We start from the raw sequence: 25,460 nt of genomic DNA, 5'->3' as shown, positions 1-25,460 counted from the left end.
CCCTGTAGGAGCTGCCGAAGGCTGCGATCTTTTTGCTTTTGATTTGGCGATCACTGCATTGCCATTAACCTTAAGTTACAAAACCTCCCGCCGATTTACGCTATACAGAGATAGCGCCCGATAGTGGCTATCTGCTCTCGTCCCGCGCCTGCCAATAAAAACAAGAAAAACCAAGGGAGACTTCCAGTGAAGAGCTTGCTCTATCCCGCCGTCTCGCTGATGAACCGTCTGAGCTTCGGCATGAAGTTCAGCCTGATCAGCGTGCTGTTCCTGGTGCCGATGCTGGTGACCAATTTCTATCTGGTACGCGATTCCTATCGCGAATTTCAGGGCACACGCGTCGAACTGCAAAGCCTCGACCTGCTGGGCAGCAGCCTGAACCTGCGCCGGGATCTGGAGACCCTGAACAATCTGGTGCAGATCGACGTCACCCTCGGCCAGTCCGGCAAGGCCGGCAATGTCGAAGCGCAGATCCAGACGCTGGAGCAGGCTTTGCTCGCGCGCCTCGAAGGGCTGACGGCGATGACCGAAGACCCCGAGCAGATCAAGCAATTCGAGGCCAAGCGCGATGAAATGATCGCCGCGTTCAAGGCCCAGCAAGCGGAGAGCTCGCTGCAAAGCAAAAGCGCGTTGATCGGCAAGTTGCTGGCCAGTGCGCAGATTTTCAGCCAGATCATCACCAGTCAGGCCGGGTTGAGCCGCGACAACCAGAGCGACATTCGTCAGCTCAGCGAACTGGTTACGCTGATCACCCCCAGCGTCACGCAAACCCTCGGCGAAGGCCGGGCGATGGGTTCGTATTCGTTGGGCCAGGGCTTTCTCAACAGTTCCTCGAGCACGCGTTTTGACGAGTTGTTGGTGCAGATCGAAAAGCTCCAGGCCGAGTACGCCCTGAAACTGCAGGACGCCCTCGGTTCCAGCAGTGCCGCGCGTGAATCCCTTAGCGCGCAGGCTGAGAACAGCAAGGCCTCGCTGAAGCAGGCCAGCGAGCTGTTCGAAGAACAAGTGGTGATGGCCGACACCCTCGATGCGCCGTGGCAGGCATTTTACGATCAGGTCACCGGGCTGATGGAACACACCTACCAGCTCAATCAGGCCACGCTGAAATTTCTCGACAGCCAGTTGCAGCAGCGTCTGGCGCAGAACCGCACGCACATGATTCTGCAAGCCTCTGCGCTGTCGGTGGTGTTTGTGCTGATTTTCTATCTTTATGGCGGTTTCTACGCCTCGACCCGGACCACCCTGAAAAGCCTGGGCGCGATGATGGACAAGGTCGCGGCCGGTGACATGACCGTCAACTTCAAGGCCAGCAGCCGTGATGAACTGGGCGAGTTGGGCGAGGTGTTCAACGGTACGGTGAAGAAGATTCACGACTTGATCGAACGCGTGGGCCACACCGTGGGTGAGGTCGAGCGCCAGGCCGGGCAGGTGGAGAGCGTGTCGGCGCAGAGCAATCAGGCCGTGGCCGGGCAGCGCTCGCAGATTGAACAAGTGGCGACGGCGATGAACCAGATGTCGGCGACCTCAATGGAAGTCGCTCGCAGTGCCGCCGCTGCGGTGAGCAGCGCCCACAGCGTCAACGACGAAACCCTCAGCGGACGCGGGCTGGTGGAATCGCAGCAGGGCAGCATTGCCGCGCTGGCCAGCGAAATCGATCAGTCGGTGCTGGTGATCAATCAACTGGCCAGCGACAGCCAGTCGATCAGCCGTGTGCTTGAGGTGATCAAGAGCATCGCCGAACAGACCAACCTGCTGGCGCTCAATGCGGCGATCGAAGCCGCGCGAGCCGGCGAGCAGGGGCGCGGTTTTGCCGTGGTCGCCGACGAAGTACGCACCTTGGCCAAACGCACCCAACAATCGACCGAAGAAATCGAGCAGATGATCGCCAAACTGCATGGCGGCGTCGGCGCGGCGGTGAAGGCCATGGGCGTCAGCCATCAGATGGCCAACGGCACGGTGGGCCAGTCGGAGAAGGTCCAGCAGGCGCTGGAAAACATCCTTGGCGCGGTGGGCATGATCGTCGATCAGAACCAGCAGATCGCCGCCGCCGTCGAACAGCAGACCGCCGTGGCCCACGACATCGACCAGAATATCGTCGAGATCAACCGTGCCGGCGAACGCACGGCGCAAGGCGCGCACCAGACCGAAGATGCCAGCCGCGCGCTGTCGGCGCAGGTGGTTGAACTCAAACAACTGATCAGCGCGTTTCGCGTCTGAATCCCACATCATCCCTCTGTAGGAGCTGACGAGTGCAACGAGGCTGCGATCTTTTGACTTTGCCTCTGAAGATCAAAAGATCGCAGCCTCGTTGCACTCGTCAGCTCCTACCCGGGTACGTGTTACCAGCCGAAGACTTCGCAGCAGTTGGCGGTGCTGGCGTTGGCCAGTTGTTCAGGCGTGATATTCATCAACTCGGCCAACGCCGCACAAATCGCCGGCAGATGCGCCGGGCTGTTGCGCTGGCCGGGGAACATGGCGGGGGCCATGTCCGGTGAGTCGGTTTCCAGCACCACGGATTGCAGCGGCAGTTCCGGCAGGTCGTTGCACAGCCGAGACCCAGTTTGAGTCCCGCTTGATGTATTACCCTGCCTCCTCGCTCGCTATCTAGAAACCCATCGCAGTTTTCCGTTTTCGCGTTCAGCGCAAGCATCTTCGTAGATTCTTGATTTCGGCACGGCTGAGTGAAGCCGCTCGTCGGGACTGTCAGGTTTTACAGTAGGACGAGTTGGGTCAATCGGATTTACTAAATTGGCCTGAACGACCCGACCTATTTTCATCTTGTCTTTACTATGTTTTAAGGAGCGATCATGAAAGCAAGTAACAGATTTTCCGGTGGCAGACCTGCGCCTGGTGTAGAGAACGTTTCTAACAAAAATACTATCACCAAAGAGAATTTTGAAAGGCTTAGCAAGAACGCGACTTTATATGACGGGGAGCTTCATGCGGTCAGGGGAGCTTACCGGGGACAAATAAGATACAGATATTGGTGGAGTAGCGATGGAAGTATTTTTTACTGTTATTCCACAGAGTACACAATTAATGATCCAGATTATTTTGGAAGGCATAAGGCCAACATACATTTCAGTTTTGATGATGTTCAATGGTGGGGTGAAGATTCTGAAGACAATATGCGACAGGACGATAAGTGGAACAAGTGGGCTGTCGGAGGGTATGTAGGGGCAAATAAAAAAGCTCGAGTGTATGTCAGGTTTGATTTTGATCTTCCTTTCTTTGATGAGAGCGGGGAGAATTCCGTCTACTATACTTTTCCCGGAAAGTGACTTGCTGTTTAGAAGTAGACAGGTTAAATCAAACTTTGGCCGTGGTATGTGCTGTTCTGTGCCCTCCGCTTTGTGGTCTTGGTCAAATTCCTTGAACTTATTGGAATATCGAAGATTCGCAGTAGTGTGCTGAAAGCACTAAGTGATTACATCATTTAGCACAATCTAGAATGTAGGGGAGAGCCTGTTCGTAATAGCGGTCTGTCTGAAAAATAGCTGTAACTGACACACCGCTTTCGCGAGCAGGCTCGCTCCCACAGGGGATTGCGGTGTTACCAGCCGAAGACTTCGCAGCAGTTGGCGGTGCTGGCGTTGGCCAGTTGTTCAGGCGTGATATTCATCAGCTCGGCCAGCGCCGCGCAAATCGCCGGCAGATGCGCCGGGCTGTTGCGCTGGCCGGGGAACATGGCGGGGGCCATGTCCGGTGAGTCGGTTTCCAGTACCACCGATTGCAGCGGCAGTTCCGGCAGGACCCGATGCATGCGCAACGCCTGCGGCCAGGTCGGTGCGCCGCCGAGACCCAGTTTGAACCCGAGCTTGATGTATTCCCGCGCTTCTTCGCGGCTGCCGGCGAAGGCGTGGATGATGCCGGCGCGTTTGAGTTTGAAGCGCTTGAGCGTGGCGATCACCGCTGCGTGGCTGCGGCGTACGTGGATCAGCGCCGGCAACCCGAAGTCCGCCGCCAGTTGCAGCTGCGCTTCGAACAACGCCTGTTGCCGTTCGCGATCGAGGTTTTCGATGAAATAATCGAGGCCGATTTCGCCCACCGCGCATAACTGCCGATGCCCGCGCAACCGTGTCAGCAAGTCCCCCAGCGCGTGCAAATCCTCGGAGCGATGCTGATCGAGGAACACCGGATGCAGACCGAACGCCGCATACAGGTCGGCATCGCTCTGCACCAGGTCCCACACCCGTTGCCAGTTGCCCTGATGCACGCCCAGCACGACGATGCGCCGCACGCCGAGAGCGCGGCTTTCGGCCAGCAACTCTGCGCGATCGGCGTCGAAGTCGGGGAAGTCGAGGTGGGTGTGGCTGTCGATCAGCTCCACGCTTCAGTCCCGATGAATACGCTGCTTGAAAGTTCGCGCAATGGCTTGCACGCCCGGTTGGTAGTCGTCCTGCTCCACGGCGGCCAGGGCCAGTTCCAGGGCCTTGTCGGCGATCAATTGGTGTTGCTGGGACATGGCGTTGACCGGCAACGGCAGGAAATCCAGCAACTGCGTGTCGCCGAACGTGCCCAAGCGCAGCGGCCGCGATTTCAGCGGGAAATCATGCAGCGCATCGAACACGCCTTGCAGCAGTACGTAGGAAGTGGTCACCAGCGCGTCAGGCAAATGCCCCAGACGCTGCAGGAGTTCTTCCATTAATTGCTTGCCGCACTCACGGCTGAACGACTCGGCGTGCTCGACCAGCACCTCACCTTTGAAATCTTTGAGCGCTGCGCGGAAACCGGCAGCACGCTCCTGGCTGATGCTCAGCTCCGGGCGTGCGCCGAGCAGCACGATCTGCTTTGGCTGCGGATCGAGCAGGCTCTGGGTCAGATGCAGGCTGGCCTCGCGGTCGTCGCTGATCACCGAGCAGAAATGCTCCGGTTCCATGACCCGGTCGATGGCGATGATCGGCAGACCCTTGGCCTGCAACTGGCGATAGCTGTCATCACCGGCCGGCAGGCAACTGGCAACGATCAGCGCATCGCAGCGACGCGCGCGGAACAGTTGCAGCAACTGGCGCTCGCTGTCCGGCGCATCGTCGGAGCTGGCGATCAGCAATTGATAGCCGCGAGCCCGCGCGCCTTGTTCGAGCAACTTGGCGATCCGCGCGTAACTGGGGTTTTCCAGATCCGGCAGGATAAAGCCCAGGGTGCGCGTGTGCCGACTGCGCAGGCCGGCCGCTTGCGGATTGGGCGTGAAGCCGTGCAGATCGACCACCGCGCGCACGCGCTCGACGGTCGCGTTGCTGATGCGTTGCTGTTCGGCCTTGCCGTTGATGACGTAGCTGGCGGTGGTGACGGAGACGCCGGCCAACCGCGCGATATCACTGAGTTTCAACCCGGTATTTCCTTGTTTTTTCGAGCATGCCGCGACATTTTCGCCAATCCTACCCGATAAGGGCAGTCGACTTATTGCCTGGGCAGATCCGACCAGTTGGACTTCAAGGATGAGACATTATCGAGTAACGTGCCGATCAATCTAGATTAAACGTTTCAGCAAGCGTATTTTCTACGTTTTAGACGCCTTTGGCCGGTCCTGCCGTGAAACCGCCAAAACTGCCGCTGAAAAGCGCGGCAGAGCGCCTAAGCTGTGAACCATTCAAAACAATACCTGGCGTTGAACTGCGCCAAAAAGGAGATCGCATGCTCGAGCTCACTATAGAGCAGATATCCATGGGCCAGTCGGCCGTGGATAAACCCGCTGCCCTGCAATTGCTGGCCAGTCATCTGGTTGCCGATGGTCTGGTAGCCGACGGCTACCTCGCCGGCCTGCAGGCCCGGGAAGCCCAGGGCTCGACCTTTCTCGGTCAAGGCATCGCTATTCCCCACGGTACGCCGGAAACCCGCGATCAGGTATTCGCCACCGGCGTGCGCCTGATGCAGTTTCCCGACGGCGTCGATTGGGGCGATGGCCAGATCGTTTATCTGGCGATCGGCATCGCGGCGAAATCCGATGAACACCTGCGCCTGCTGCAACTGCTGACCCGCGCCCTCGGCGAGACCGATCTGGGCCAGGCCCTGCGTCGCGCCAGCTCGCCCGAAGCGCTGCTGAAGCTGCTGCAAGGCGCGCCGCAGGAACTGGCGCTGGACGCGCAGATGATCGGCCTCGGCGTGTCGGCCGACGATTTCGAAGAACTGGTCTGGCGCGGCGCACGTCTGCTGCGTCAGGCCGAATGTGTGAGCAATGGCTTTGCCGGCGTGTTGCAGCAAGTCGAAGCGCTGCCATTGGGTGATGGCCTGTGGTGGCTGCACAGCGAGCAGACCGTGAAGCGTCCGGGGCTGGCGTTCGTCACCCCGGACAAACCGATGCGCTACCTCGGCCAGCCGCTTAGCGGTCTCTTCTGCCTGGCGAGTCTGGGCGAAGCGCATCAGGCGCTGCTCGAGCGTTTGTGCGCGTTGCTGATCGAAGGTCGTGGCCACGAACTGGGCCGCGCCACCAGCAGCCGCAAAGTCCTCGAAGTGCTCGGCGGTGAGCTGCCGGCCGATTGGCCGAGTGCGCGTATTGCCCTGGCCAACGCCCATGGTCTGCACGCACGACCAGCGAAGATTCTTGCGCAACTGGCGAAGAGTTTTGACGGCGAAATTCGCGTGCGCATCGTCGACAGCCAGGACAGCGCCGTATCGGTGAAGAGCCTGAGCAAACTGCTGAGCCTCGGCGCACGCCGCGGTCAGGTGCTGGAGCTGATTGCCGAACCGAGCATCGCCGCCGATGCCTTGCCGGCCCTGCTCGCGGCGATTGAAGAAGGCCTCGGTGAGGAAGTCGAGCCGCTGCCGGCCGTGAGTCAGCAGCGCGAAGTGATCGCCGACATCGCCGAAGTGCTGATCGCGCCGGCCTCCGGCAGCCTGTTGCAGGCGATTCCTGCCGCACCGGGCATCGCCATCGGCCCTGCGCACATTCAGGTGCTGCAAGCCATCGATTACCCGTTGCGCGGCGAGTCGGCGGCCATCGAGCGCGAGCGCCTCAAGCAAGCCCTGAGCGACGTGCGCCGCGACATTCAGGGCCTGATCGAGCGCAGCAAAGCCAAAGCCATCCGCGAGATTTTCATCACTCACCAGGAAATGCTCGACGACCCGGATCTGACCGACGAAGTCGACACCCGCCTCAAGCAAGGCGAAAGCGCCGAAGCGGCCTGGATGGCGGTGATCGAAGCCGCCGCCAAACAGCAGGAATCGCTGCAGGACGCTTTGCTCGCCGAGCGTGCCGCCGATCTGCGCGACATCGGTCGCCGGGTGCTGGCGCAGCTGTGTGGCGTGCAGACCGCGAACGAACCTGAGCAACCGTACATTCTGGTGATGGACGAAGTCGGCCCGTCCGATGTCGCGCGTCTGGATCCTGCGCGGGTTGCGGGGATTCTCACCGCGCGCGGCGGCGCTACCGCGCACAGCGCCATCGTCGCCCGTGCCCTCGGTATTCCAGCACTGGTCGGCGCGGGTGCGGCGGTGCTGTTGCTCGAGCCGGGCACGCCGCTGTTGCTCGACGGCCAGCGTGGCCGTCTGCATGTCGACGCCGATGCCGCGACCCTCAAGCGTGCCGCCGAAGAACGAGACACCCGCGAGCAACGCCTGAAGATCGCCGCCGAACAGCGCCATCAACCAGCGCACACCACTGACGGCCACGCCGTCGAAGTGTTCGCCAACATCGGCGAAAGCGCTGGGGTGACCAGCGCGGTGGAGCAGGGCGCTGAAGGCATTGGCTTGCTGCGCACCGAACTGATTTTCATGGCCCACCCGCAGGCACCGGACGAGGCAACCCAGGAAGCCGAATACCGTCGCGTCCTCGATGGTCTGGCCGGACGGCCGCTGGTGGTGCGCACGCTCGACGTCGGCGGCGACAAACCGCTGCCGTATTGGCCGATCGCCAAGGAAGAAAACCCGTTCCTCGGCGTGCGCGGCATTCGCCTGACCCTGCAGCGGCCGCAGATCATGGAAGCGCAACTGCGCGCCTTGCTGCGCTCGGCCGACAACCGTCCGCTGCGGATCATGTTCCCGATGGTCGGCAGCGTCGAAGAGTGGCGCCAAGCCCGTGACATGACCGAACGCCTGCGTCTGGAAATTCCAGTCGCCGACCTGCAACTGGGGATCATGATCGAGGTGCCGTCCGCCGCATTGCTCGCGCCGGTACTGGCCAAGGAAGTCGACTTCTTCAGCGTCGGCACCAACGACCTGACCCAATACACCCTGGCCATCGACCGTGGTCATCCGACGCTGTCTGCACAAGCGGACGGCTTGCACCCGGCGGTCCTGCAACTGATCGACATCACCGTGCGTGCCGCCCATGCCCATGGCAAATGGGTGGGTGTCTGCGGCGAGCTGGCGGCGGATCCGCTGGCGGTGCCGGTGCTGGTTGGCCTCGGTGTCGACGAGCTCAGCGTGTCCGGGCGCAGCATTGCCGAAGTCAAGGCGCGCATCCGTGAACTCAGCCTGCCCCAGGCGCAAACCCTCGCTCAACAGGCCCTGGCCGTGGGCAGCGCGAATGAAGTGCGCGCATTAGTGGAGGCCCTGTAATGGCCAAGATTCTCACCCTGACACTCAACCCGGCACTCGACCTCACCGTCGAGTTGTCGCGGCTGGATGCCGGTCAGGTCAATCGCAGCGAGGAGATGCACACCCACGCTGCGGGCAAAGGCGTCAACGTCGCCCAGGTGCTGGCGGACCTCGGCCATCAGGTCACCGTCAGCGGCTTTCTCGGCGAAGACAATCTGCAAGCGTTCGAAACCCTGTTCGCCAAGCGTGGTTTTATCGACGCGTTCATCCGCGTGCCGGGCGAGACGCGCAGCAACATCAAGGTCGCCGAACAGGACGGGCGCATTACCGACATCAACGGTCCGGGGCCAATGGTCGATGCAATGGCGCAGCAAGCTTTGCTTGATCGCTTGCTGCAGATCGCACCGGGGCACGATGCGGTGGTGGTCGCCGGCAGTCTGCCGCGTGGCGTCACTGCGCAATGGTTGCGCGAGCTGATTGAACGGCTGAACGCGCTCGGCTTGAAAGTCGCCCTTGATTCCAGCGGTGAGGCTTTGCGCGCCGCGTTGCAGGCCAGCCCCTGGCTGATCAAACCGAACACCGAAGAATTGGCCCACGCCCTCGGCTGCGAAGTGGTGTCGCCGATCGCCGAAGCACAAGCCGCCGCACGTTTGCATGCGCAAGGCATCGAGCACGTGGTGATCTCTCACGGCGCTGACGGGGTCAACTGGTTCAGTGTCGGCTCGGCCCTGCATGCCTCGCCGCCGAAAGTCAGCGTGGCCAGCACGGTCGGTGCCGGCGATTCATTGCTGGCTGGCATGCTCCACGGTCTGCTCAGTGCTGATACGCCGGAGCAAACCCTGCGCACCGCCACCGCGATTGCGGCAATGGCGGTGACCCAGATCGGTTTTGGCATCAACGACGCTGCGCAACTGGCGCAGCTCGAACAGGGCGTGCGCGTGCGCCCCCTGACAGAACAATAAGAGGGTTTGTGATGAAGTTAGCCATTGTTACGGCTTGCCCGAACGGCATGGTCACCAGCGTCCTGTGCGCGCGTCTGCTCGATGCAGCGGCGCAGCGTCAGGGCTGGAGCACCAGCGTCGAAGTGGTCGATCCAGCGCACCCGGAACGCGAATTGTCGGCCGCCACCATTGAAGCGGCGGAGTGGGTCTTGCTGGTCACCACTGGCGCGGTGGACATGAGTCGGTTTGTCGGCAAGCGCGTGTTCCAGATTGCTCCGGCGCAGGCCTTGCAGGATGTCGAAGCGGTGTTGCGTCGCGGTGCTGAAGAAGCCGAAGTCTTCGTGGCGAGCGAAGTCGAACCAGCGATCGATACAGCGCGTGCGCCGCGCATCGTTGCTATCACCGCGTGCCCGACCGGTGTCGCCCACACCTTCATGGCCGCCGAAGCGTTGCAGCAGACTGCCAAGCGTCTGGGCTATGAATTGCAGGTCGAAACCCAAGGCTCGGTGGGCGCGAAAACCCCGCTCAGCGCAACGGCCATCGCCGAGGCCGATGTGGTCCTGCTGGCGGCGGATATCGACGTCGCCACCGAGCGTTTCGCCGGCAAGAAAATCTATCGCTGCGGCACTGGCGTTGCGCTGAAGCAATCCGAAGCGACGCTGAAAAAAGCCTTGGCTGAAGGCGCTGTAGAAAGTGCGGCAAGCGACGGCAAGGCTTCGGCCAAGTCCGAGAAAACCGGCGTCTACAAGCACCTGCTCACGGGTGTGTCGTACATGCTGCCGATGGTGGTGGCGGGTGGTTTGCTGATTGCGTTGTCATTCGTGTTCGGCATCACCGCGTACAAGGAAGAAGGCACGCTGGCGGCGGCGCTGATGCAGATCGGCGGCGAAACCGCGTTCAAATTGATGGTGCCGCTGTTGGCCGGGTACATCGCCTACTCGATCGCCGACCGCCCGGGCCTTGCGCCGGGGATGATCGGCGGTCTACTCGCAGGCACCTTGGGCGCCGGGTTCATCGGCGGGATCATTGCCGGTTTCATTGCCGGTTATGCCGCCAAAGCCATCGCCCGCTATGTGACATTGCCGCAGAGCCTGGAGGCGTTGAAGCCGATTCTGATCATCCCGTTGCTGGCCAGTCTGGTCACCGGTCTGGTGATGATTTACGTGGTCGGCAAACCGGTCGCCGGCATGCTCGCCGCGCTGACGCAGTTCCTCGACAGCATGGGCACCACCAACGCAATTCTGCTCGGCGTGTTGCTCGGCGGCATGATGTGCGTCGACCTCGGCGGGCCGATCAACAAGGCTGCCTATGCGTTTTCGGTGGGGCTGCTGGCCTCGCAGAGTTACGCACCGATGGCCGCGACCATGGCGGCCGGCATGGTGCCGCCGATTGGCCTGGGCATCGCCACGTTCATTGCCCGGCGCAAGTTTGCCCAGACTGAACGTGAGGCCGGCAAAGCGGCTTTCGTGCTGGGCCTGTGCTTTATCTCCGAAGGGGCGATTCCGTTTGCCGCGAAAGACCCGCTGCGGGTGATCCCGGCGAGCATCGCTGGCGGTGCGCTGACCGGTGCCTTGTCGATGTACTTCGGCTGCAAACTGATGGCGCCGCACGGTGGCTTGTTCGTGCTGGCGATCCCCAATGCGATCAACCATGCGCTGCTGTATCTGCTGGCGATTGTTGCGGGGAGCCTGGTTACGGCGGTGGTGTATGCGCTGCTCAAACGGCCTGAGGCTGTCGAGCTACCGCTGGAGCCCGCCAAGGCCTGACCGACAACACCAAATCCCTGTGGGAGCGAGCAGGCTCGCTCCCACAGGAGTCTGCATTGTCATAGCGGATTCATACACCCGTGCTTAAGTTTTCCCTTTTGCAGGGAGAACACCATGAGCGATTTCAATCTCGGTCGGCGTCGCGTCATGCAAGCGGTCGGCGCCGGGCTGTTGCTGCCGGGGCTGGCGCCGGCGGTGATTGCCTCGGTCAAGGATCGTCCGCAGCTCACCGACGGCGTGCAGTCCGGCGACCTGCTCGGCGACCGCGCGATGATCTGGAGCCGCAGCGATCGGCCGGCGCGCATGGTGGTCGAGTGGGACACCGGCAGCCTGTTCGGCAACCCGCGCAAATTCGTCTCGCCACTGGCCGATGCGCGCAGCGATTTCACCGCCCGCGTCGAACTCACCGGCCTGCCGGCCAACCAGGCGATTTTCTATCGCGTGCACTTCGAAGATGCCCAGAGCGGCGTCGCCAGCGAACCGTGGTTCGGCCATCTGCGCAGCGTGCCAACGACAAAACGCGACATCCGTTTTGTCTGGAGCGGTGACACCGTCGGCCAGGGCTTCGGGATCAACCCGGACATCGGCGGCATGCGCATCTACGAAGCCATGCGCCTGCGCCTGCCGGACTTCTTTATTCACAGCGGCGACACCATCTACGCCGACGGCCCGGTGCCCGCGCAACTGACCACAGAAAGCGGGCGCATCTGGCGCAATGTCACCACTGAAGCCAAAAGCAAAGTCGCGCAGACCCTCGACGATTATCGCGGCAACTATCGCTACAACCTGATGGACGAAAACATCCGCCGCTTCAACGCCGAAGTGCCGCAGATCTGGCAGTGGGACGACCACGAAGTGGTCAACAACTGGTCGCCGGGCAAGCAGCTGGATGAACGCTATCAGGAGAAAGATATCCACAAGCTGGTCGGCCGCGCGCGGCAGGCGTGGCTAGAATATGCGCCGATGCGTTTGCAAGCGGCGGACGGCGGCGGGCGGATTTATCGCAAGCTCAGCTACGGGCCGATGCTCGACGTATTCGTGCTGGATATGCGCAGCTATCGCGAAGCCAACGATGCCAACCTTGGCGCGGCAAAACCGTTTCTCGGCCGCGAGCAGCTGGACTGGGTCAAGCGTGAATTGCAGGCATCGAAGGCGCAGTGGAAAGTCATCGCCGCCGACATGCCCATCGGCCTTGGCGTGCCGGACGGCGAGGTCAGTCCGGGCGTTGCGCGTTGGGAAGCCGTGGCCAACGGCGACCCCGGCCCGGCGCAGGGGCGAGAGCTGGAAATCGCCGAGCTGCTCGGATTCCTGCGCGCGCAGCAGGTGCGCAATTTCGTGTTTCTGACGGCGGACGTGCACTACTGCGCGGCGCATCACTATCATCCGGACCGCGCGGCGTTTCAGGATTTCGAACCGTTCTGGGAATTTGTTGCCGGACCGTTGAACGCCGGCAGTTTCGGGCCGAATCCGTTGGACAAGACGTTTGGCCCAGAGGTGGTGTTCGAGAAAGCACCGCCCGCACAGAACACTTCGCCGTTTGCCGGGTTTCAGTTTTTTGGTGAGGTGAATATCGAAGGGCAGAGCGGCGAGATGAGCGTGGTGTTGCGGGATCTGGATGGTGTAGCAGTGTTTGAGCAGAAGTTGCAGCCTGTTTAATCACGCTGGATCAAAAGCCCCTCACCCCAGCCCTCTCCCGGAGGGAGAGGGAGCCGACCGAGGTGTCTCGCGTTAAGCATCGACCTGGAAGACCGAGGTGATTGTGGCTTTGGATTCAGTGAAGAATGCTCAGGTCGGCGTCGATTTCAAGCATCACCCAATCAGTCACCTCGCCCTCTGGGAGGGAGAGGGCCGACCGAGGTGTCTTGCGCTATGCATCGACCTGGAAGACCGAGGTGATTATGGCTTTGGATTCAGTGAAGAACGCTCAGGTCGGCGTCGATCTCGAGCATCCCCCAATCAGTCCCCTCTCCCTCTGGGAGGGAGAGGGCCGACCGAGGTGTCTTGCGTCATGCATCGACCTGGAAGACCGAGGTGATTGTGGCTTTGGATTCAGTGGAGAACGCTCAGGTCGGCGTCGATCTCGAGCATCCCCCAATCAGTCCCCTCTCCCTCTGGGAGAGGGCTAGGGTGAGGGCATTTTCCGCTCTGCCGCAATTCTGATGATCTGCTCCAACACATCATCCATCTGCTGAAGCACCTCAAGATTGCTGAATCGCACGACGTCGATGCCTTGTTGAGACAGGAAGTTCGACCGGCGCCGATCGTGAAGCACCCGGGCCGTCTCATAATGCTGACCACCATCCAGCTCAATCGCCAATCTCAACTCTACACAATAAAAATCCAGCACAAACGGCGGACATGGAAACTGTCGGCGAAATTTCAGGTTGGCTATCTGCCGGGAACGCAGGCGCTGCCAGAGCAGGTGTTCGCAATCTGTCTGGTTGGTGCGCAAGTGGCGGGCGAATTGGGCGAGGGTAGGGCGGCTTGGCATGGCTTCACGGTCCTTGTGAAGTTGAGTGGAGATTTAACAGTAGCCCATTTGCCTCATCGGAACGCCGCCCGCCCAGCCCTCTCCCAGAGGGAGAGGGAGCCGACCGAGGTGATTATGGCTATGGATTCAGTGAAGAACGCTCAGGTCGGCGTCGATCTCGAGCATCCCCCAGTCGGTCCCCTCTCCCATTGGGAGAGGGCTAGGGTGAGGGGGTTTTCGCAGGCGTTAGTAAACATCCCGGCGGTAGCGGCCCTGTTCGATCAGGCGTTCGACTTCGGCGCTGCCGAGGATATCGTTGAGCGCCTGGTCTACGCCTGAGGCCATCCCTTGAAGGCTGCCGCAGATATAAATGACGGCACCACCAGCCAACCACTTCTTCAGTTCATCCGCCGACTCACGCAAGCGATCCTGCACATAAACCTTCTCAGCCTGATCCCGCGAAAACGCCAGATCCAGCCGCGCCAGATCGCCATTGACCAGCCATTCCTCCAGCTCGGCGCGGCAGAGGAAGTCGTGCTCGCGGTTGCGCTCGCCGAACAGCAGCCACTGCCGTTGCTGACCATCGGCAATGCGTGCCTTGAGCAGGCTGCGCAGGCCGGCGAGGCCTGTGCCGTTGCCCAGCAGGATCATCGGCACGGGTTCGTTCGGCAGGTGGAAACCGCTGTTGCGCCGCACGCGCAGGCTGATGCTGCCGCCCACAGGCGCATGCTCGGTGAGCCAGCCGGAGCCTATGCCGAGGCTGCCGTCGTTGTGCTGTTCCTGACGCACGATCAGCTCCAGCACGCCGTCAGCGGCAATCGAGGCGATGGAGTATTCGCGCATGGCCAGCGGCACCATCGCGTCGACCAGCGACTGCGCATGCAGGCCGACCAGATGCGCGCGGTGTTCGGGCAGTTGGCGTGAGGCGAGGGCCACTTCCAGCGGCTCGTCGATGCCGTTGACCTTCACCTGAGTTTCGCCACGGATGCCGAGGCCGTCGAGGAAATGTTCGATCGCCCACGGGCAATTGCGTGGCAGCACTTCGACCAGGTCACCGGCCAGCCAGCTGCGGGTGTCCGGGGCTTTGAGGCCGAGCAGATAGACCGGCGCGCCGCTGCTGTCGGGGTTCATCAGTTCGCGACGGAGCAGCGTCCAGTTGTCGTAGCTTGGCGCTTGCCAGGTTTCGCTCGGTGCCTGTCCGGTGAGCTGGCCGAGTTGCGTTTGCCAGTGACGCAGCGCGTAGGGATCGGCGCTGTCGACCTCCACCGGGGCGAACAGCGTCTTGCCGCCGTGCTCGCCGAGCCATTGATGCAAGCGTTTGGCGAAGCCACAAAAGTGCGCGTACTGCCGATCGCCGAGGCCGAGCACGGCGTAGTTGAGGTTGTCGAGTGTCGAGGCCTTGGCCAGCACTTTGCGTTCGAAACCACGGGCGCTGTCCGGCGCTTCGCCGTCGCCGAAGGTGCTGACCACGAACAACGCGTTATTGGAATCCCGCAGATCCTGTTCGCTGAGATTGGCCAGCGGCTGCACGTTGACCGGCAGCCCGGCGGCCTGCAATTGCCCGGCGGTCTGCCACGCCAATTGTTCGGCGAAACCACTTTGACTGGCGAAACCGATCAGCCAGGCCGAAGCCTCGGTGGACGGTTGCGCGAGGCCCTGGCGGGCATCCTTGATCTGCTTTTTCTTGCGCCGACGATCCAGATACAGCAGCCAGCCAGTGATGAAGAACAGCGGCATGCACACCGCCGCGATCGTCACGATGATGCGCCCGACAAGGCCGAAATAGCTGCCCACGTGCAGCGCATAAATGCTGGTCAGCAGTTGGGCCTTGAAGCTTTTGTCGGCATAGCGGTCGACGCGTTTTACCACGCCGGTGGCCGGGTCGAGGGTGATCTGGTTCAGCGCGCGGTCATGGGGCGAGCTGTCGAGCAGGTAGAACACCGTCGCCGGCTGGCCGGCCACCGCCGGCATGCGAATGTTGTACGCGGCCAGACCCGGGCCGGCAGCGCTGTAGATGCTGCTCCACATCGCTGCGTAGTCGGCGGTCGGTGCCGGGCCTTCCGGCGCCGGGCCGCGACCGCCGCGCACGCGTTCGTTTTGCGGCGCGTCGGAAAGCAGTCGGGTCAGGCCCTTGTTGTACCACTCGTACGACCATGACAAGCCGGTCAACGCCAGCAGCAGATACACCAGCAAACACCAAGTGCCGGCCACCGAATGCAGATCCCAATTGAACGCGCGGCCTTTCTTTTTCCAGTCCAGGGTCAACCACACGCGCCAGCTGTTCCACTGGCGTGGCCAGCGCAGATAAAGGCCGGAGAGGCAGAAGAACAGCAGCATCAAGGTGCAGGCGCCGGTGATGTTGCGCCCGGTATCGCCCATGGCGAGGAAGCGGTGCAGTTGCAGCATCAGGCCGAAGAAGTCCTGGCCGGTGGCATCGCCCTTGAACTCGGCGGTGTACGGGTCGAAGTAGCGCATTTCGCCACGTCGTTCGCCCTTGGGCGGGGTGAAGAACACCCGTGCGGCGTGACCGCTGTCGGTCTCGACCCAGAGCATCGCGACTTTCTTGCCGGACGCAGCTTCAATGCGTTCCACCAGTTCCACTGGTGGCAGCACGCCGGCGACCTGCTTTTCCACCTGCAGAACGGACGGATTCAGCGCGCGCAGGATCTCGTCCTGAAACGAATAGGCCGCGCCGGTGATGCCCATCAGGGCCAGCACCAGCCCTGCAGTGATGCCAAAAAACCAGTGCAACTGGAACAGGGTTTTCTTCAACACGTCACTCGCCGTCCGTTCGGAAATTGTCATCACGGCGCGCATTATGCCGTGGGTTATCAAGAAGCGTTTTGCGTAACACACAAAAGCCCCGTTCAACTGAATGAACGGGGCCGAGCCTCGCGGCGCATTCCCTGTGGGAGCGAGCCTGCTCGCGAAAGCGGTGTGTCAGTCAGCATCGATGTTGCTGAAAGATTGCCTTCGCGAGCAGGCTCGCTGCCACAGGTATTCACATCGGTCAGAAGTGGAAATTGGTGCTCAACAGCGCCGTGCGTCCCGCCGCCTGATTGGCGAAGTGGGTCGAGAAGGCTTTGTCGTAATAGGTTTCGTCGGTCAGGTTCTGCACGTTGAGTTGCAGGTCGACGTTCTTGGTCAGCTTGTAGGCCGCCATCGCGTCGTAACGCACGTACGAATCGACCATCGTCGTGTTGGCGACACTGCCGTAGACGTCGTCGACGTAGAACGCGCCACCACCGATCGTCAGCTTTGGCGTGACCTGGTACGTGGTCCACAGGCTGGCGCTGTTTTTCGGTGTGTTCGGCAGATCGTTGCCGTCGTTGGCACGACCCAGCGGGCCGCCATCAACCTGTTCGCTGTCCATGAAGGCGTAACCGGCGAAGACTTGCCATTTGTCGGTGATCTTGCCGCTGGCCGACAGTTCGAAGCCTTGCACGCGGGTCTTGCCGGCGTTCTCGTAAGAGCTGGTATCGACTTGCACGCGAGCGTTTTCCTTCTCGGTGCGGAAGATGTCGGCGGTCAGCGACAGGCGATCATTGAGCAGATCCCACTTGGTGCCGATCTCGTAGTTCTTGGTGGTTTCCGGCTCCATGTCGCTGCTCAGCAGGTTGCCGCTGCGATCCGGTGTGCCGCCCAGCGGGTTGCCTTCCTGACCTTCGCCCAAGGTGTTGCCCGGCGGTGTCGCCGAGGTCGCATAAGAGGCGTAGATGCTGCCGTTTTCCGCCGGCTTGTAGACCACGCCGAACTGGCCGGTGACGAATTCGCTGGTGTCATCGCCCTTCGAGGTGGTGGTCCCTGCGGCGTTGTAGGTTTTGTAGTCGGTGTCGAAGTGGTCGTAGCGCAGGCCCATGTTCACCAGCCATTGCTCGGACAATTCCAGCGTGTCGAACACGTACAGCGCGTAGGTGTCGGCCTGGGTGTCGGTGCCGGCGTAGTTGCGCGAGATTGCGCCGTTCCACGGATCGTTCGGATTCGGGTTCGACAGCGAGGTGCAGTTGTAACCGCTGGCGGCGCCGATCAGGCCCGGGTTGCAGTTGGTGGTGACGGCGCTGGTGCGCGGCGTGGTGTCGGTGTTGACGTTGTACGAGGATTTCTCGCTCTGCTCACGGGTGTATTCGACACCGGTGGAGAAGCTGTTCTTGAAACCGGCCACGTAGAAGGTGCCGAACAGGTCGGTCTGGTTGGTGGTGGTTTCAGTATTGCTCACCCGCGTGTTGGCCCGACGCCAGACGCTGCCGTTGTTGACGTTGCCCTTGCTGTCGTCCGGCTGGGTGAGGATGTAATCCTGCATGCTGCTGCCGTGGCGCAGGGTGTTCTTGATGGTCAGCGCATCATTGAGGTCGTGCTCGATGGCGAAGGTCGCGGTGTCGGTGCGGCCCTTGCGGAAGTCACGATCCAGACCATAGAAGTTGTCGTGATCGCCCCCGGCGTATGGCTTGTCCGGATTGGACTTGGTGCGTGCGGCCGATCCACCGGTGGGAATGGTGTACGGGATGCCCGAGTCCGGGGTGTCGTTGCTTTCCAGATGGTAGTAGTCGAGGTTGACGCGGGTATCGGTGCCCAGGCCGAAGGCCAGCGACGGCGCGATGCCCCAACGGTCGTAATCGACCTTGTCGCGACCGGCGACGTTGCTCTCGTGGCTCATCAGGTTGAGACGGCCGGCAGCGCTGTCGCTGAACTGATAGTTGCCGTCGAGTGTGTAGCGCTGGGTCTGGTCGGAGCCGTAGGTGAAGCCGCCGTCGAACGAGTTGCCCAGGTGCGCTTTCTTGCTCACCAGGTTGATGCTGCCGCCGGCCGCGCCGCGACCGCCAATCGCCGAGTTCGGGCCTTTGCTGACTTCGATGTTTTCCACGGCGAAGATTTCGCGGCTCTGCGAACCGGTGTCGCGCACGCCGTCCAGGTAAGTGTCACCCTGAGCATCGAAGCCGCGAATGAACGGGCGATCGCCCTGTGGGTTGCCGCCTTCACCAGCACCGAAGGTAATGCCCGGCACGGTACGCAGGGCGTCCTGCATATTCAGCGCGCCGGTGTCCTTGAGCACTTGTTGCGGGATGACGGTGACCGAGCGCGGGGTGTCGACCAGCGGCGCGGTGTACTTGGGGGAGGAGGCTTTTTCAACCTGATAGGAGGTCGAGTCCTGGGCTTCACCGGTGATGGCGGTGGCGTCCAGGGCAATGGCGTTGCCGGAAGTTTTGCTCTCGGTTTTTTCCGCCGCGAAGACCATCTGCCCAGCGGAGCCGGCGGTGATTGCGACACCGATTGCCGAGGCGAGCAGACGTGGTGAACTGACCGGTAATTGTGCGTGTTGACGTGCCATTTTTATTCCCCTCCCCAAGGATTTGAGGCGGCGGAATATAGGGTAAACAGGTATTCGTATCAATTGCGAAACATTGTTATTCGCATTGAATTTACATTCTTTACAATTTGCCCTTACGGTTTCTGCCCGTTCATTCGTCTTGCGGGTTTTACACGGTCAATAAGAATCAATACCATTGCCGCCTTCTTGCCATCAGGTGACATCGCCATGCTGCTGCACATTCCCGGGCTGTTCGCAAAAGACGAAGTGCAGCGCATCCGCCAGGCGCTGGAGCAGGCGGATTGGGCCGACGGCAAGATCACCGCCGGCTTCCAGTCGGCCAAGGCCAAGCACAATCTGCAACTGCCCGAAGGCCACCCGCTGGCCAAGGAAATCGGCGCGGCGATGCTCGAGCGGCTGTGGAAGAATCCGCTGTTCATGTCCGCCGCACTGCCGCACAAAGTCTTCCCACCGCTAGTGAACTGCTACACGGCCGGCGGCAGTTTCGATTTTCACATCGACAACGCCGTGCGCCAGCCCAAGGGCAGCATCGAGCGGGTGCGCACCGATTTGTCGGCTACGTTGTTTTTCAGCGAGCCGGAAGATTACGACGGCGGCGAACTGGAGATTCAGGACACCTACGGCACCCAGCGCGTGAAGCTGCCGGCCGGCGACATGGTGTTGTATCCGGGCACCAGTTTGCACAAGGTCAATGCGGTCACACGTGGTGCGCGTTATGCCTCGTTTTTCTGGACGCAAAGCCTGGTGCGCGAAGACAGCCAGCGCGCGTTGCTGTTCGAAATGGACGGGGCGATTCAGCAGTTGACCCAGGACGTTCCCGATCACCCTTCGCTGATCCGCCTCACTGGCACTTATCACAACTTGCTGCGGCGCTGGGTCGAGGTATGAGTTTCCAGTTGCGCCGCGAGGAAGTTCTCAACGGTGAACAGCTGCGCGCCATGCTCGGCGAAAGTCCCGCCCGCGCTGCGCAGGCGATCTTGCTGGCGGCAGGCGAGGGCGAGGTTGAAGCGCAGGCGCTGCTTGGGCAGATCCTGCTGGACGGTCAGGGCATCGCGCAGGATCAACCGCTTGCATTGCGCTGGTTCGGCATCGCCGCCGGTCGCGGGCATCTGATGGCGCGCAACATGCTCGGGCGTTGTCATGAGCATGGTTGGGGTTGTGCGGCGGATGCCTCGGTCGCGGCGCAGCATTATCGAATCGCTGCCGAGGCGGGGCTGGACTGGGCGATGTACAACCTTGCCAATCTACTGGCCACCGGGCGCGGGGTGACGGTTGATCATCAGCAGGCGCTGGCGTTGTACCGGCGTGCAGCTGAGTTGGGCCATGCGAAATCGATGAACCTGCTGGGGCGCTATCTGGAGGAAGGGCAGGTGTGTCCGGCGGATCCGCTGGCGGCGCGTGACTGGTATCGGCGTTCGGCTGAGGGAGGGGATTTTCGTGGGCAGTTCAGTTTCGCTGCAGTTTTAGCGGATGAGGGGCGGATTGATGAAGCGGTTGTTTGGCTTGAGAAAGCCTTGGCCGGGGGCAATCTTAATTTTCTGCGGGTGGCGAGCCAGACGCTGGCTGATGCGACAGGCTTGCGAATTCAGGCGATGGCTAGTCGGTATGCCGCTCGGTATGCAGAGTTGCAGCGCGGCTGAAACCGCCGAGCCCTCACCCTAGCCCTCTCCCAGGGGGAGAGGGAACCGACCGAGGGATGCTTGGGAGGTACGCCGACCTGCAATGGTTTTGCCGAATCCATAATCGCCAAGGTGGTTCAGGTCGATGTCGGACGGAAGACCACTCGGTCGGCTCCCTCTCCCTCGGGAGAGGGCTGGGGTGAGGGGCTATGGTATCTAGTACAAAAAACCTCCCCAGCCGAACACCCACAAAAAAGCCCACAAATTCGTGGGCTTTTCACTTGCAGCTAGCAGCTAGAAACTTGCCGCTGCCTCTTAAACGTAAAACGACTTCAGCGGCGGGAAGCCATTGAACTCGACCGCGCTGTAGCTGGTGGTGTACGCACCGGTCGACAACCAGTACAAACGATCACCAATCGCCAGGTTCAGCGGCAGGCCATACTTGTAGTTCTCATACATGATGTCGGCGCTGTCGCAGGTCGGGCCGGCGATGACGACTTCTTCCATCTCGCCTTTCTTCTCGGTCCAGATCGGGAACTTGATCGCTTCGTCCATGGTTTCGATCAGGCCGGAGAACTTGCCCACATCGGTATACACCCAACGCTCGACAGCAGTGCGCGACTTGCGCGCAACCAGCACCACTTCGCTGACCAGAATACCGGCGTTGGCGATCAGCGAGCGGCCCGGCTCCAGAATGATTTCCGGCAGGTCATCACCGAAGTCTTCTTTCAGGAAGCGGATGATCTCTTCGGCGTAGGTTTCCAGGCTGTTGGTGCGGGTGATGTAGTTGGCCGGGAAGCCGCCGCCCATGTTGATCAGCTTCAGGTGAATGCCGTCTTCTTCTTTCAGGCGTTCGAAGATCACTTTGACCTTGGCGATCGCCGCGTCCCAGACGCTGATGTCGCGCTGCTGCGAACCAACGTGGAAGGAGATGCCGTACGGCACCAGGCCGAGGTCGCGAGCGAGGATCAGCAGGTCCATGGCCATGTCGGTCTGGCAGCCGAACTTGCGCGACAGCGGCCAGTCAGCAGTGGTCGAGCCTTCAGTGAGGATGCGCACATAGACTTTCGAACCCGGTGCAGCCTTGGCGATGTTGCGCAGGTCGGCTTCGGAGTCGGTGGAGAACAGACGCACGCCCTTCTCATAGAAGTAGCGGATGTCCTTGGATTTCTTGATGGTGTTGCCGTAGCTGATACGGTCCGGGCTGACGCCGCGATCTATGACTTTGTCCAGCTCGTAGATCGAGGCGATATCGAAGCTCGAACCCTTGTCTTTGAGCAGGTCGATGATCTCGACGGCCGGGTTGGCCTTGACCGCGTAGTAGACCTTGGCGAATTCGAAACCGGCGCGCAGGTCATCGTAGGCCTGGGCGATCATCGCGGTGTCGATCACCACGAACGGGGTTTCCTGTTTGTCGGCGAACGCCTTCATTTTGTCGAATGTAGCGCGCGCGAAATAGTCTTCGACCTGGATCGACATGCTGGGGACTCCTGCTGGCAAACTAAGTTAATCAATGGGTGCATGAACGCCCTCCGTATCCCCACTTTGGTTCGCCTACTTCCCAAGGCATGTCGCCGAAAGCAAAAAGGCCTGGGGATGTGCAGCTGTCCCTTGGCCTCGCTGTCTCGTCGTCAGTACTTGAGCCGGATGGATCGTTTCCAGCATGGACGTTCGGCGCGAACTTTAGGGCGTGAGGGGCGCGAGATCAACTAAAAATGTCGCGTTTTTGCACGCTTCTGACGTGCGTCGCGTTCATCACTCCTTCTACCCGACCGAGATGACGGGCAGATGTTCCCGGCGAATTTTCGAGTGTTAAACATATCTGCACGTTCGTGGCTTTTGTCGGCTAGATCACAGGTAAGTATGATAGCGGCAACATCGGCGACGTTGGCGTCGAGAGAGGGTGTTGAAGGGGGATTTGGACCTTGAAGAAGCTGAATTGACGACGCTCTTGCAGGAGAGGCTGTTGAGATTCTTTGTCACCCAGTGAAGATCAACAAAATTAAGTAGATCCTGTGGGAGCGAGCCTGCTCGCGAAGGCATTTTCACAGCCGCCATCAGCGTCGACTGATATTGCGCTTTCTCGAGCAGGCTCGCTCCCACAGGGATCGGGTTTCAACCGCGTAGATGGTTTACGCGACCACGGTCTCAGCCGGCGAGACGATACTGGTCTTCATCCCCCGTGAGCGTCCCGAACTCAGGTATGCCGCAATCGACTCCTGCGTCACCTCACCGAGGAATACCCGTTCGGCATCCATCACCGGCAGCCAGGCGCGGTTGAACTCGTACATGCGCGACAACAGGATGCGCAGGTGCTCGTCGTACGCTGCGGTGGCGTTGAACTCGCGCAGGAATTGCGCGCAGGTGCCGGTCTGGCGATGCAGGTCGCGACGGCGCACGTACCCCAGCGCCTTGTTCTCGGCGCAGGTGACCACCACGTAGCGACGGTCGTGCTCGTCCATCAATTCCAGCGCATCGGCCACTGGCGTCTCCGGACTTACCGACGGCGCGTTGTCCGCCGCGTCTTCGGCTTTCACCAACAGCAGGCGTTTGAGCGTGCTGTCCTGACCGACGAAATTGCTGACGAAATCATCCGCCGGATGCGCGAGCAGGGTGTCCGGATGGTCGATCTGCAGCAGTTTGCCGGCGCGGAAAATGGCGATCTTGTCGCCCAGTTTGATGGCTTCGTCGATGTCGTGGCTGACCATGATTACGGTCTTGTTCAGCGCGCGTTGCATCTCGAAGAATTCGTTCTGGATCATCTCGCGGTTGATCGGGTCGACCGCGCCAAACGGTTCGTCCATCAACAGCAGTGGGGCGTCAGCTGCAAGCGCACGAATCACGCCGATACGCTGTTGCTGACCACCGGACAGTTCACGCGGGTAGCGATGCAGATACTGCTTGGGCTCGAGCTTGATCATGCTCATCAGTTCGCGGGCGCGGTCGTGGCATTTCTGTTTGTCCCAGCCGAGCAGTTTCGGCACGACGACGATGTTTTCTTCGATGGTCATGTTCGGGAACAGGCCGATCTGCTGGATCACGTAGCCGATGTTGCGGCGCAGCGTCACTTCGTCGAGATCGGTGGTGTCTTCGCCGTTGATGAGGATCTTGCCCGAGGTCGGTTTGATCAGGCGGTTGATCATTTTCAGCGTGGTGCTTTTGCCGCAACCCGATGGCCCGAGGAACACGCAGATCTCGCCTTCATTGACGGTCAGGCTTACCGAGTCCACGGCTTTGACATCTTTGCCGTTGCTTTGGAAAGTTTTGCTGAGGTTTTGAAGTTCGATCATTTCAGGAGTCCTTTTGGAGTCAACGAGCGTTGCAGCCATTGGAGAAACAGGTCGGCGAAGATCGCCAGAAGACTGACCAGCAGCGCGCCGACGATAAGCATCGACATGTCACTGCGGCTGATGGAGGCGAGGATCAACACACCGAGGCCGCCGGCGCCGATGGTCGCGGCAATGGTCATCACGCCGATGTTCATCACCACGGCGGTGCGCACGCCAGCGAGGATCACTGGCACCGCAATCGGCAGTTCGACCATGCGCAGGCGCTGGCCGAAGGTCATGCCGATGCCGCGCGCAGCTTCGCGGATGCCCGGTTCAACGCCGGTCAGGGCGAGGTAGGTGTTGCGCATGATCGGCAGCAGCGAATAAAGGAACACGGCGGTGATCGCCGGCAGCGGCCCCAGGCCCTGGCCGAACTTGGAATAGAACGGCAGCAGCAGACCGAACAGGGCGATCGACGGCACGGTCAGCAGCACCGTGGCACCGGCTTGCAGCGGGCCGGCGAGGGTGGGAAAGCGTGTCATCAGGATGCCCAGCGGCACGCCGATGACGATCGCCAGGGTCACGGCGATGCCGACCAGAGTGATGTGCTGCCAGGTCAGGTGCATCACCTGCTGCCAGTCGAGATGGGAAAAGGCGTTCAGAAATTCCATGACTTCTCCTCTCTTAATTCAGTGGATGCTGGCGCAGGAAATCGGCGGCAACGGACGAAGGGCTCTCGTGGTCGACGTCGACCCGCGCGTTGAGCTGGCGCATGGTTTCGTCGTCGAACAGTTCGGCCAGCGGCTTGAGTTGTTCGGCCAGTTTCGGGTTGGCATCCAGCGTGGCCTGACGCACCACGGGAGCGGCGGTGTAGTCGGGGAAGTAATGCTTGTCGTCTTCCAGCAATTTCAGGCCGAAGGCGTTGAGACGGCCATCGGTGGTGTAGACCAGACCGGCAAACACCTGACCGTTGCGTAGCGCGGTGTAGACCAGGCCGGCGTCCATCTGGCGGATGTTCTTGCGGGTCAGGTTCATGTCGTAGAGCTTGACCATGCCGTCGAGACCGTCGGAGCGGTTGGCGAACTCGGTATCCAGCGCCACCAGGTGGTTGGTCTTGGCCTCGGCGCGCAGCACTTTGTTGAGCTGGCTGATGTTGCCGATCTGCGGGTACTCCTCGGCGACCTTTTTCGGCAGGGCGAGGGCGTAGGTGTTGCTGAATTTCGACGGCGTCAGCCAGATCAGGCCTTTCTTCGCGTCGAGCTCTCTGACCCGGGCGTAGGACTGCGCGCTGTCGAGTTTTTCAGTGACGTGGTTATAGGCCACCAGCGACACGCCGGTGTATTCCCAGAGCAGGTCCAATTGGCCACTTTCGTGGGCGCTGCGCGCGAGGTTGCTGCCCAGACCGCCGGTGATTTGCGCGTCGTAGCCTTTGCTGCGCAGGTATTGCGCGGTGATTTCGGCGAGCAGGGTCTGCTCGGTGAAGACCCGGGCGCCGAGGCGGATGACCGGTTTTTCAGCGGCTTGCGCGATTCCTGCGAACATCAGGACGCAGCCTAAGATCAAGCTAAGTCGTTTCATAAATATTCCTTCGCAA

Annotated in this window: 17 protein-coding genes and 2 pseudogenes; 9 read left to right on the top strand and 10 right to left on the bottom strand. The window is 61.1% G+C overall.

What is annotated here, in order from left to right:
* Positions 1–219: 219 nt before the first annotated feature.
* Together ACZZ0K_RS19970 and ACZZ0K_RS19965 are read left to right on the top strand one after the other, a co-directional pair.
* Positions 220–1,311 (top strand): annotated as a pseudogene (locus ACZZ0K_RS19970) (methyl-accepting chemotaxis protein); the annotation flags it as partial.
* Entirely contained in the window at positions 1,288–2,217 is a 930-nt protein-coding gene (locus ACZZ0K_RS19965; protein ID WP_371915159.1) for a methyl-accepting chemotaxis protein, read from the top strand. The pseudogene ACZZ0K_RS19970 and the gene ACZZ0K_RS19965, both read left to right, overlap by 24 nt.
* Positions 2,218–2,339: 122 nt before the next feature.
* Here ACZZ0K_RS19965 and ACZZ0K_RS19960 read toward each other — a convergent pair.
* Positions 2,340–2,611, bottom strand: a pseudogene (locus tag ACZZ0K_RS19960) (TatD family hydrolase); the annotation flags it as partial.
* 196 nt (positions 2,612–2,807) lie between these two features.
* Here ACZZ0K_RS19960 and ACZZ0K_RS19955 point away from each other — a divergent pair.
* Positions 2,808–3,281: a hypothetical protein gene (locus tag ACZZ0K_RS19955; RefSeq protein WP_258707591.1), complete on the top strand. Its 474-nt coding sequence runs from the start codon at positions 2,808–2,810 to the stop codon at positions 3,279–3,281.
* A 272-nt stretch (positions 3,282–3,553) separates the two neighbouring features.
* On the opposite strand, the gene ACZZ0K_RS19950 is transcribed toward ACZZ0K_RS19955, so the two are convergent.
* A complete protein-coding gene (locus tag ACZZ0K_RS19950; protein ID WP_258707592.1) occupies positions 3,554–4,330 on the bottom strand; it encodes a TatD family hydrolase in 777 nt (258 codons plus the stop codon).
* A 3-nt stretch (positions 4,331–4,333) separates the two neighbouring features.
* Positions 4,334–5,329 (bottom strand): catabolite repressor/activator, encoded by a 996-nt coding sequence (gene cra / locus ACZZ0K_RS19945; protein WP_016771742.1) that lies wholly within the window; start codon positions 5,327–5,329, stop codon positions 4,334–4,336.
* A 305-nt stretch (positions 5,330–5,634) separates the two neighbouring features.
* Here cra and ptsP point away from each other — a divergent pair, with 305 nt between their 5' ends.
* The 4 genes from ptsP to ACZZ0K_RS19925 all read left to right on the top strand — a co-directional run bounded on the left by ptsP (position 5,635) and on the right by ACZZ0K_RS19925 (position 12,838).
* Positions 5,635–8,496, top strand: a complete 2,862-nt coding sequence (gene ptsP, locus ACZZ0K_RS19940; protein WP_150743381.1) for a phosphoenolpyruvate--protein phosphotransferase — start codon at positions 5,635–5,637, stop codon at positions 8,494–8,496.
* Positions 8,496–9,437 carry a 1-phosphofructokinase gene (gene pfkB / locus ACZZ0K_RS19935; RefSeq protein WP_150743380.1) on the top strand — a complete coding sequence of 314 codons (942 nt, stop codon included), beginning with the start codon at positions 8,496–8,498 and terminating at the stop codon, positions 9,435–9,437. Before ptsP ends, pfkB begins: the two co-directional genes overlap by 1 nt.
* Before the next feature lie 11 nt (positions 9,438–9,448).
* Positions 9,449–11,182 (top strand): PTS fructose-like transporter subunit IIB, encoded by a 1,734-nt coding sequence (locus tag ACZZ0K_RS19930; protein WP_258707593.1) that lies wholly within the window; start codon positions 9,449–9,451, stop codon positions 11,180–11,182.
* Positions 11,183–11,296: 114 nt separating this feature from the next.
* The gene (locus tag ACZZ0K_RS19925; RefSeq protein WP_258707594.1) at positions 11,297–12,838 is read left to right on the top strand and encodes an alkaline phosphatase D family protein; all 1,542 of its coding nucleotides are present in this window, start codon (positions 11,297–11,299) and stop codon (positions 12,836–12,838) included.
* 466 nt (positions 12,839–13,304) lie between these two features.
* Here ACZZ0K_RS19925 and ACZZ0K_RS19920 read toward each other — a convergent pair whose 3' ends face one another.
* The 3 genes from ACZZ0K_RS19920 to ACZZ0K_RS19910 form a co-directional block, all read right to left on the bottom strand.
* The gene (locus ACZZ0K_RS19920) at positions 13,305–13,673 is read right to left on the bottom strand and encodes an endonuclease domain-containing protein (protein ID WP_258707595.1); all 369 of its coding nucleotides are present in this window, start codon (positions 13,671–13,673) and stop codon (positions 13,305–13,307) included.
* 225 nt (positions 13,674–13,898) lie between these two features.
* Complete coding sequence (locus tag ACZZ0K_RS19915) at positions 13,899–16,427, bottom strand: sulfite reductase flavoprotein subunit alpha (RefSeq protein WP_258708186.1); 2,529 nt, start codon at positions 16,425–16,427, stop codon at positions 13,899–13,901.
* 235 nt (positions 16,428–16,662) lie between these two features.
* Positions 16,663–18,978 carry a TonB-dependent receptor gene (locus ACZZ0K_RS19910; protein ID WP_122508207.1) on the bottom strand — a complete coding sequence of 772 codons (2,316 nt, stop codon included), beginning with the start codon at positions 18,976–18,978 and terminating at the stop codon, positions 16,663–16,665.
* A gap of 207 nt (positions 18,979–19,185) precedes the next feature.
* Between ACZZ0K_RS19910 and ACZZ0K_RS19905 the strand changes: the two genes are divergently transcribed.
* A complete protein-coding gene (locus ACZZ0K_RS19905) occupies positions 19,186–19,866 on the top strand; it encodes a Fe2+-dependent dioxygenase (protein ID WP_024011586.1) in 681 nt (226 codons plus the stop codon).
* On the top strand, positions 19,863–20,618 hold the full coding sequence (locus tag ACZZ0K_RS19900; protein WP_258707596.1) for a tetratricopeptide repeat protein: 756 nt from the start codon (positions 19,863–19,865) through the stop codon (positions 20,616–20,618). The genes ACZZ0K_RS19905 and ACZZ0K_RS19900 overlap by 4 nt, the downstream gene beginning before the upstream one ends.
* 294 nt (positions 20,619–20,912) lie before the next feature.
* Here the strand turns inward: ACZZ0K_RS19900 and ACZZ0K_RS19895 are convergent, their stop codons facing one another.
* From ACZZ0K_RS19895 to ACZZ0K_RS19880, 4 genes are all read right to left on the bottom strand, one after another.
* Positions 20,913–22,076: a type III PLP-dependent enzyme gene (locus ACZZ0K_RS19895; RefSeq protein ID WP_258707597.1), complete on the bottom strand. Its 1,164-nt coding sequence runs from the start codon at positions 22,074–22,076 to the stop codon at positions 20,913–20,915.
* A 653-nt stretch (positions 22,077–22,729) separates the two neighbouring features.
* Positions 22,730–23,887, bottom strand: coding sequence for an osmoprotectant ABC transporter ATP-binding protein OsmV (locus ACZZ0K_RS19890; protein WP_016771732.1), 1,158 nt, complete (start codon positions 23,885–23,887; stop codon positions 22,730–22,732).
* Positions 23,884–24,537 (bottom strand): ABC transporter permease, encoded by a 654-nt coding sequence (locus ACZZ0K_RS19885; protein WP_463559272.1) that lies wholly within the window; start codon positions 24,535–24,537, stop codon positions 23,884–23,886. The genes ACZZ0K_RS19890 and ACZZ0K_RS19885 overlap by 4 nt, the downstream gene beginning before the upstream one ends.
* A gap of 13 nt (positions 24,538–24,550) precedes the next feature.
* Positions 24,551–25,444 (bottom strand): glycine betaine ABC transporter substrate-binding protein, encoded by an 894-nt coding sequence (locus ACZZ0K_RS19880; protein ID WP_258707598.1) that lies wholly within the window; start codon positions 25,442–25,444, stop codon positions 24,551–24,553.
* Between the last annotated feature and the right edge of the window lie 16 nt (positions 25,445–25,460).

Source organism: Pseudomonas sp. AC255, from assembly GCF_979258175.1.
This window is presented reverse-complemented; position numbering and strand designations above follow the sequence as displayed.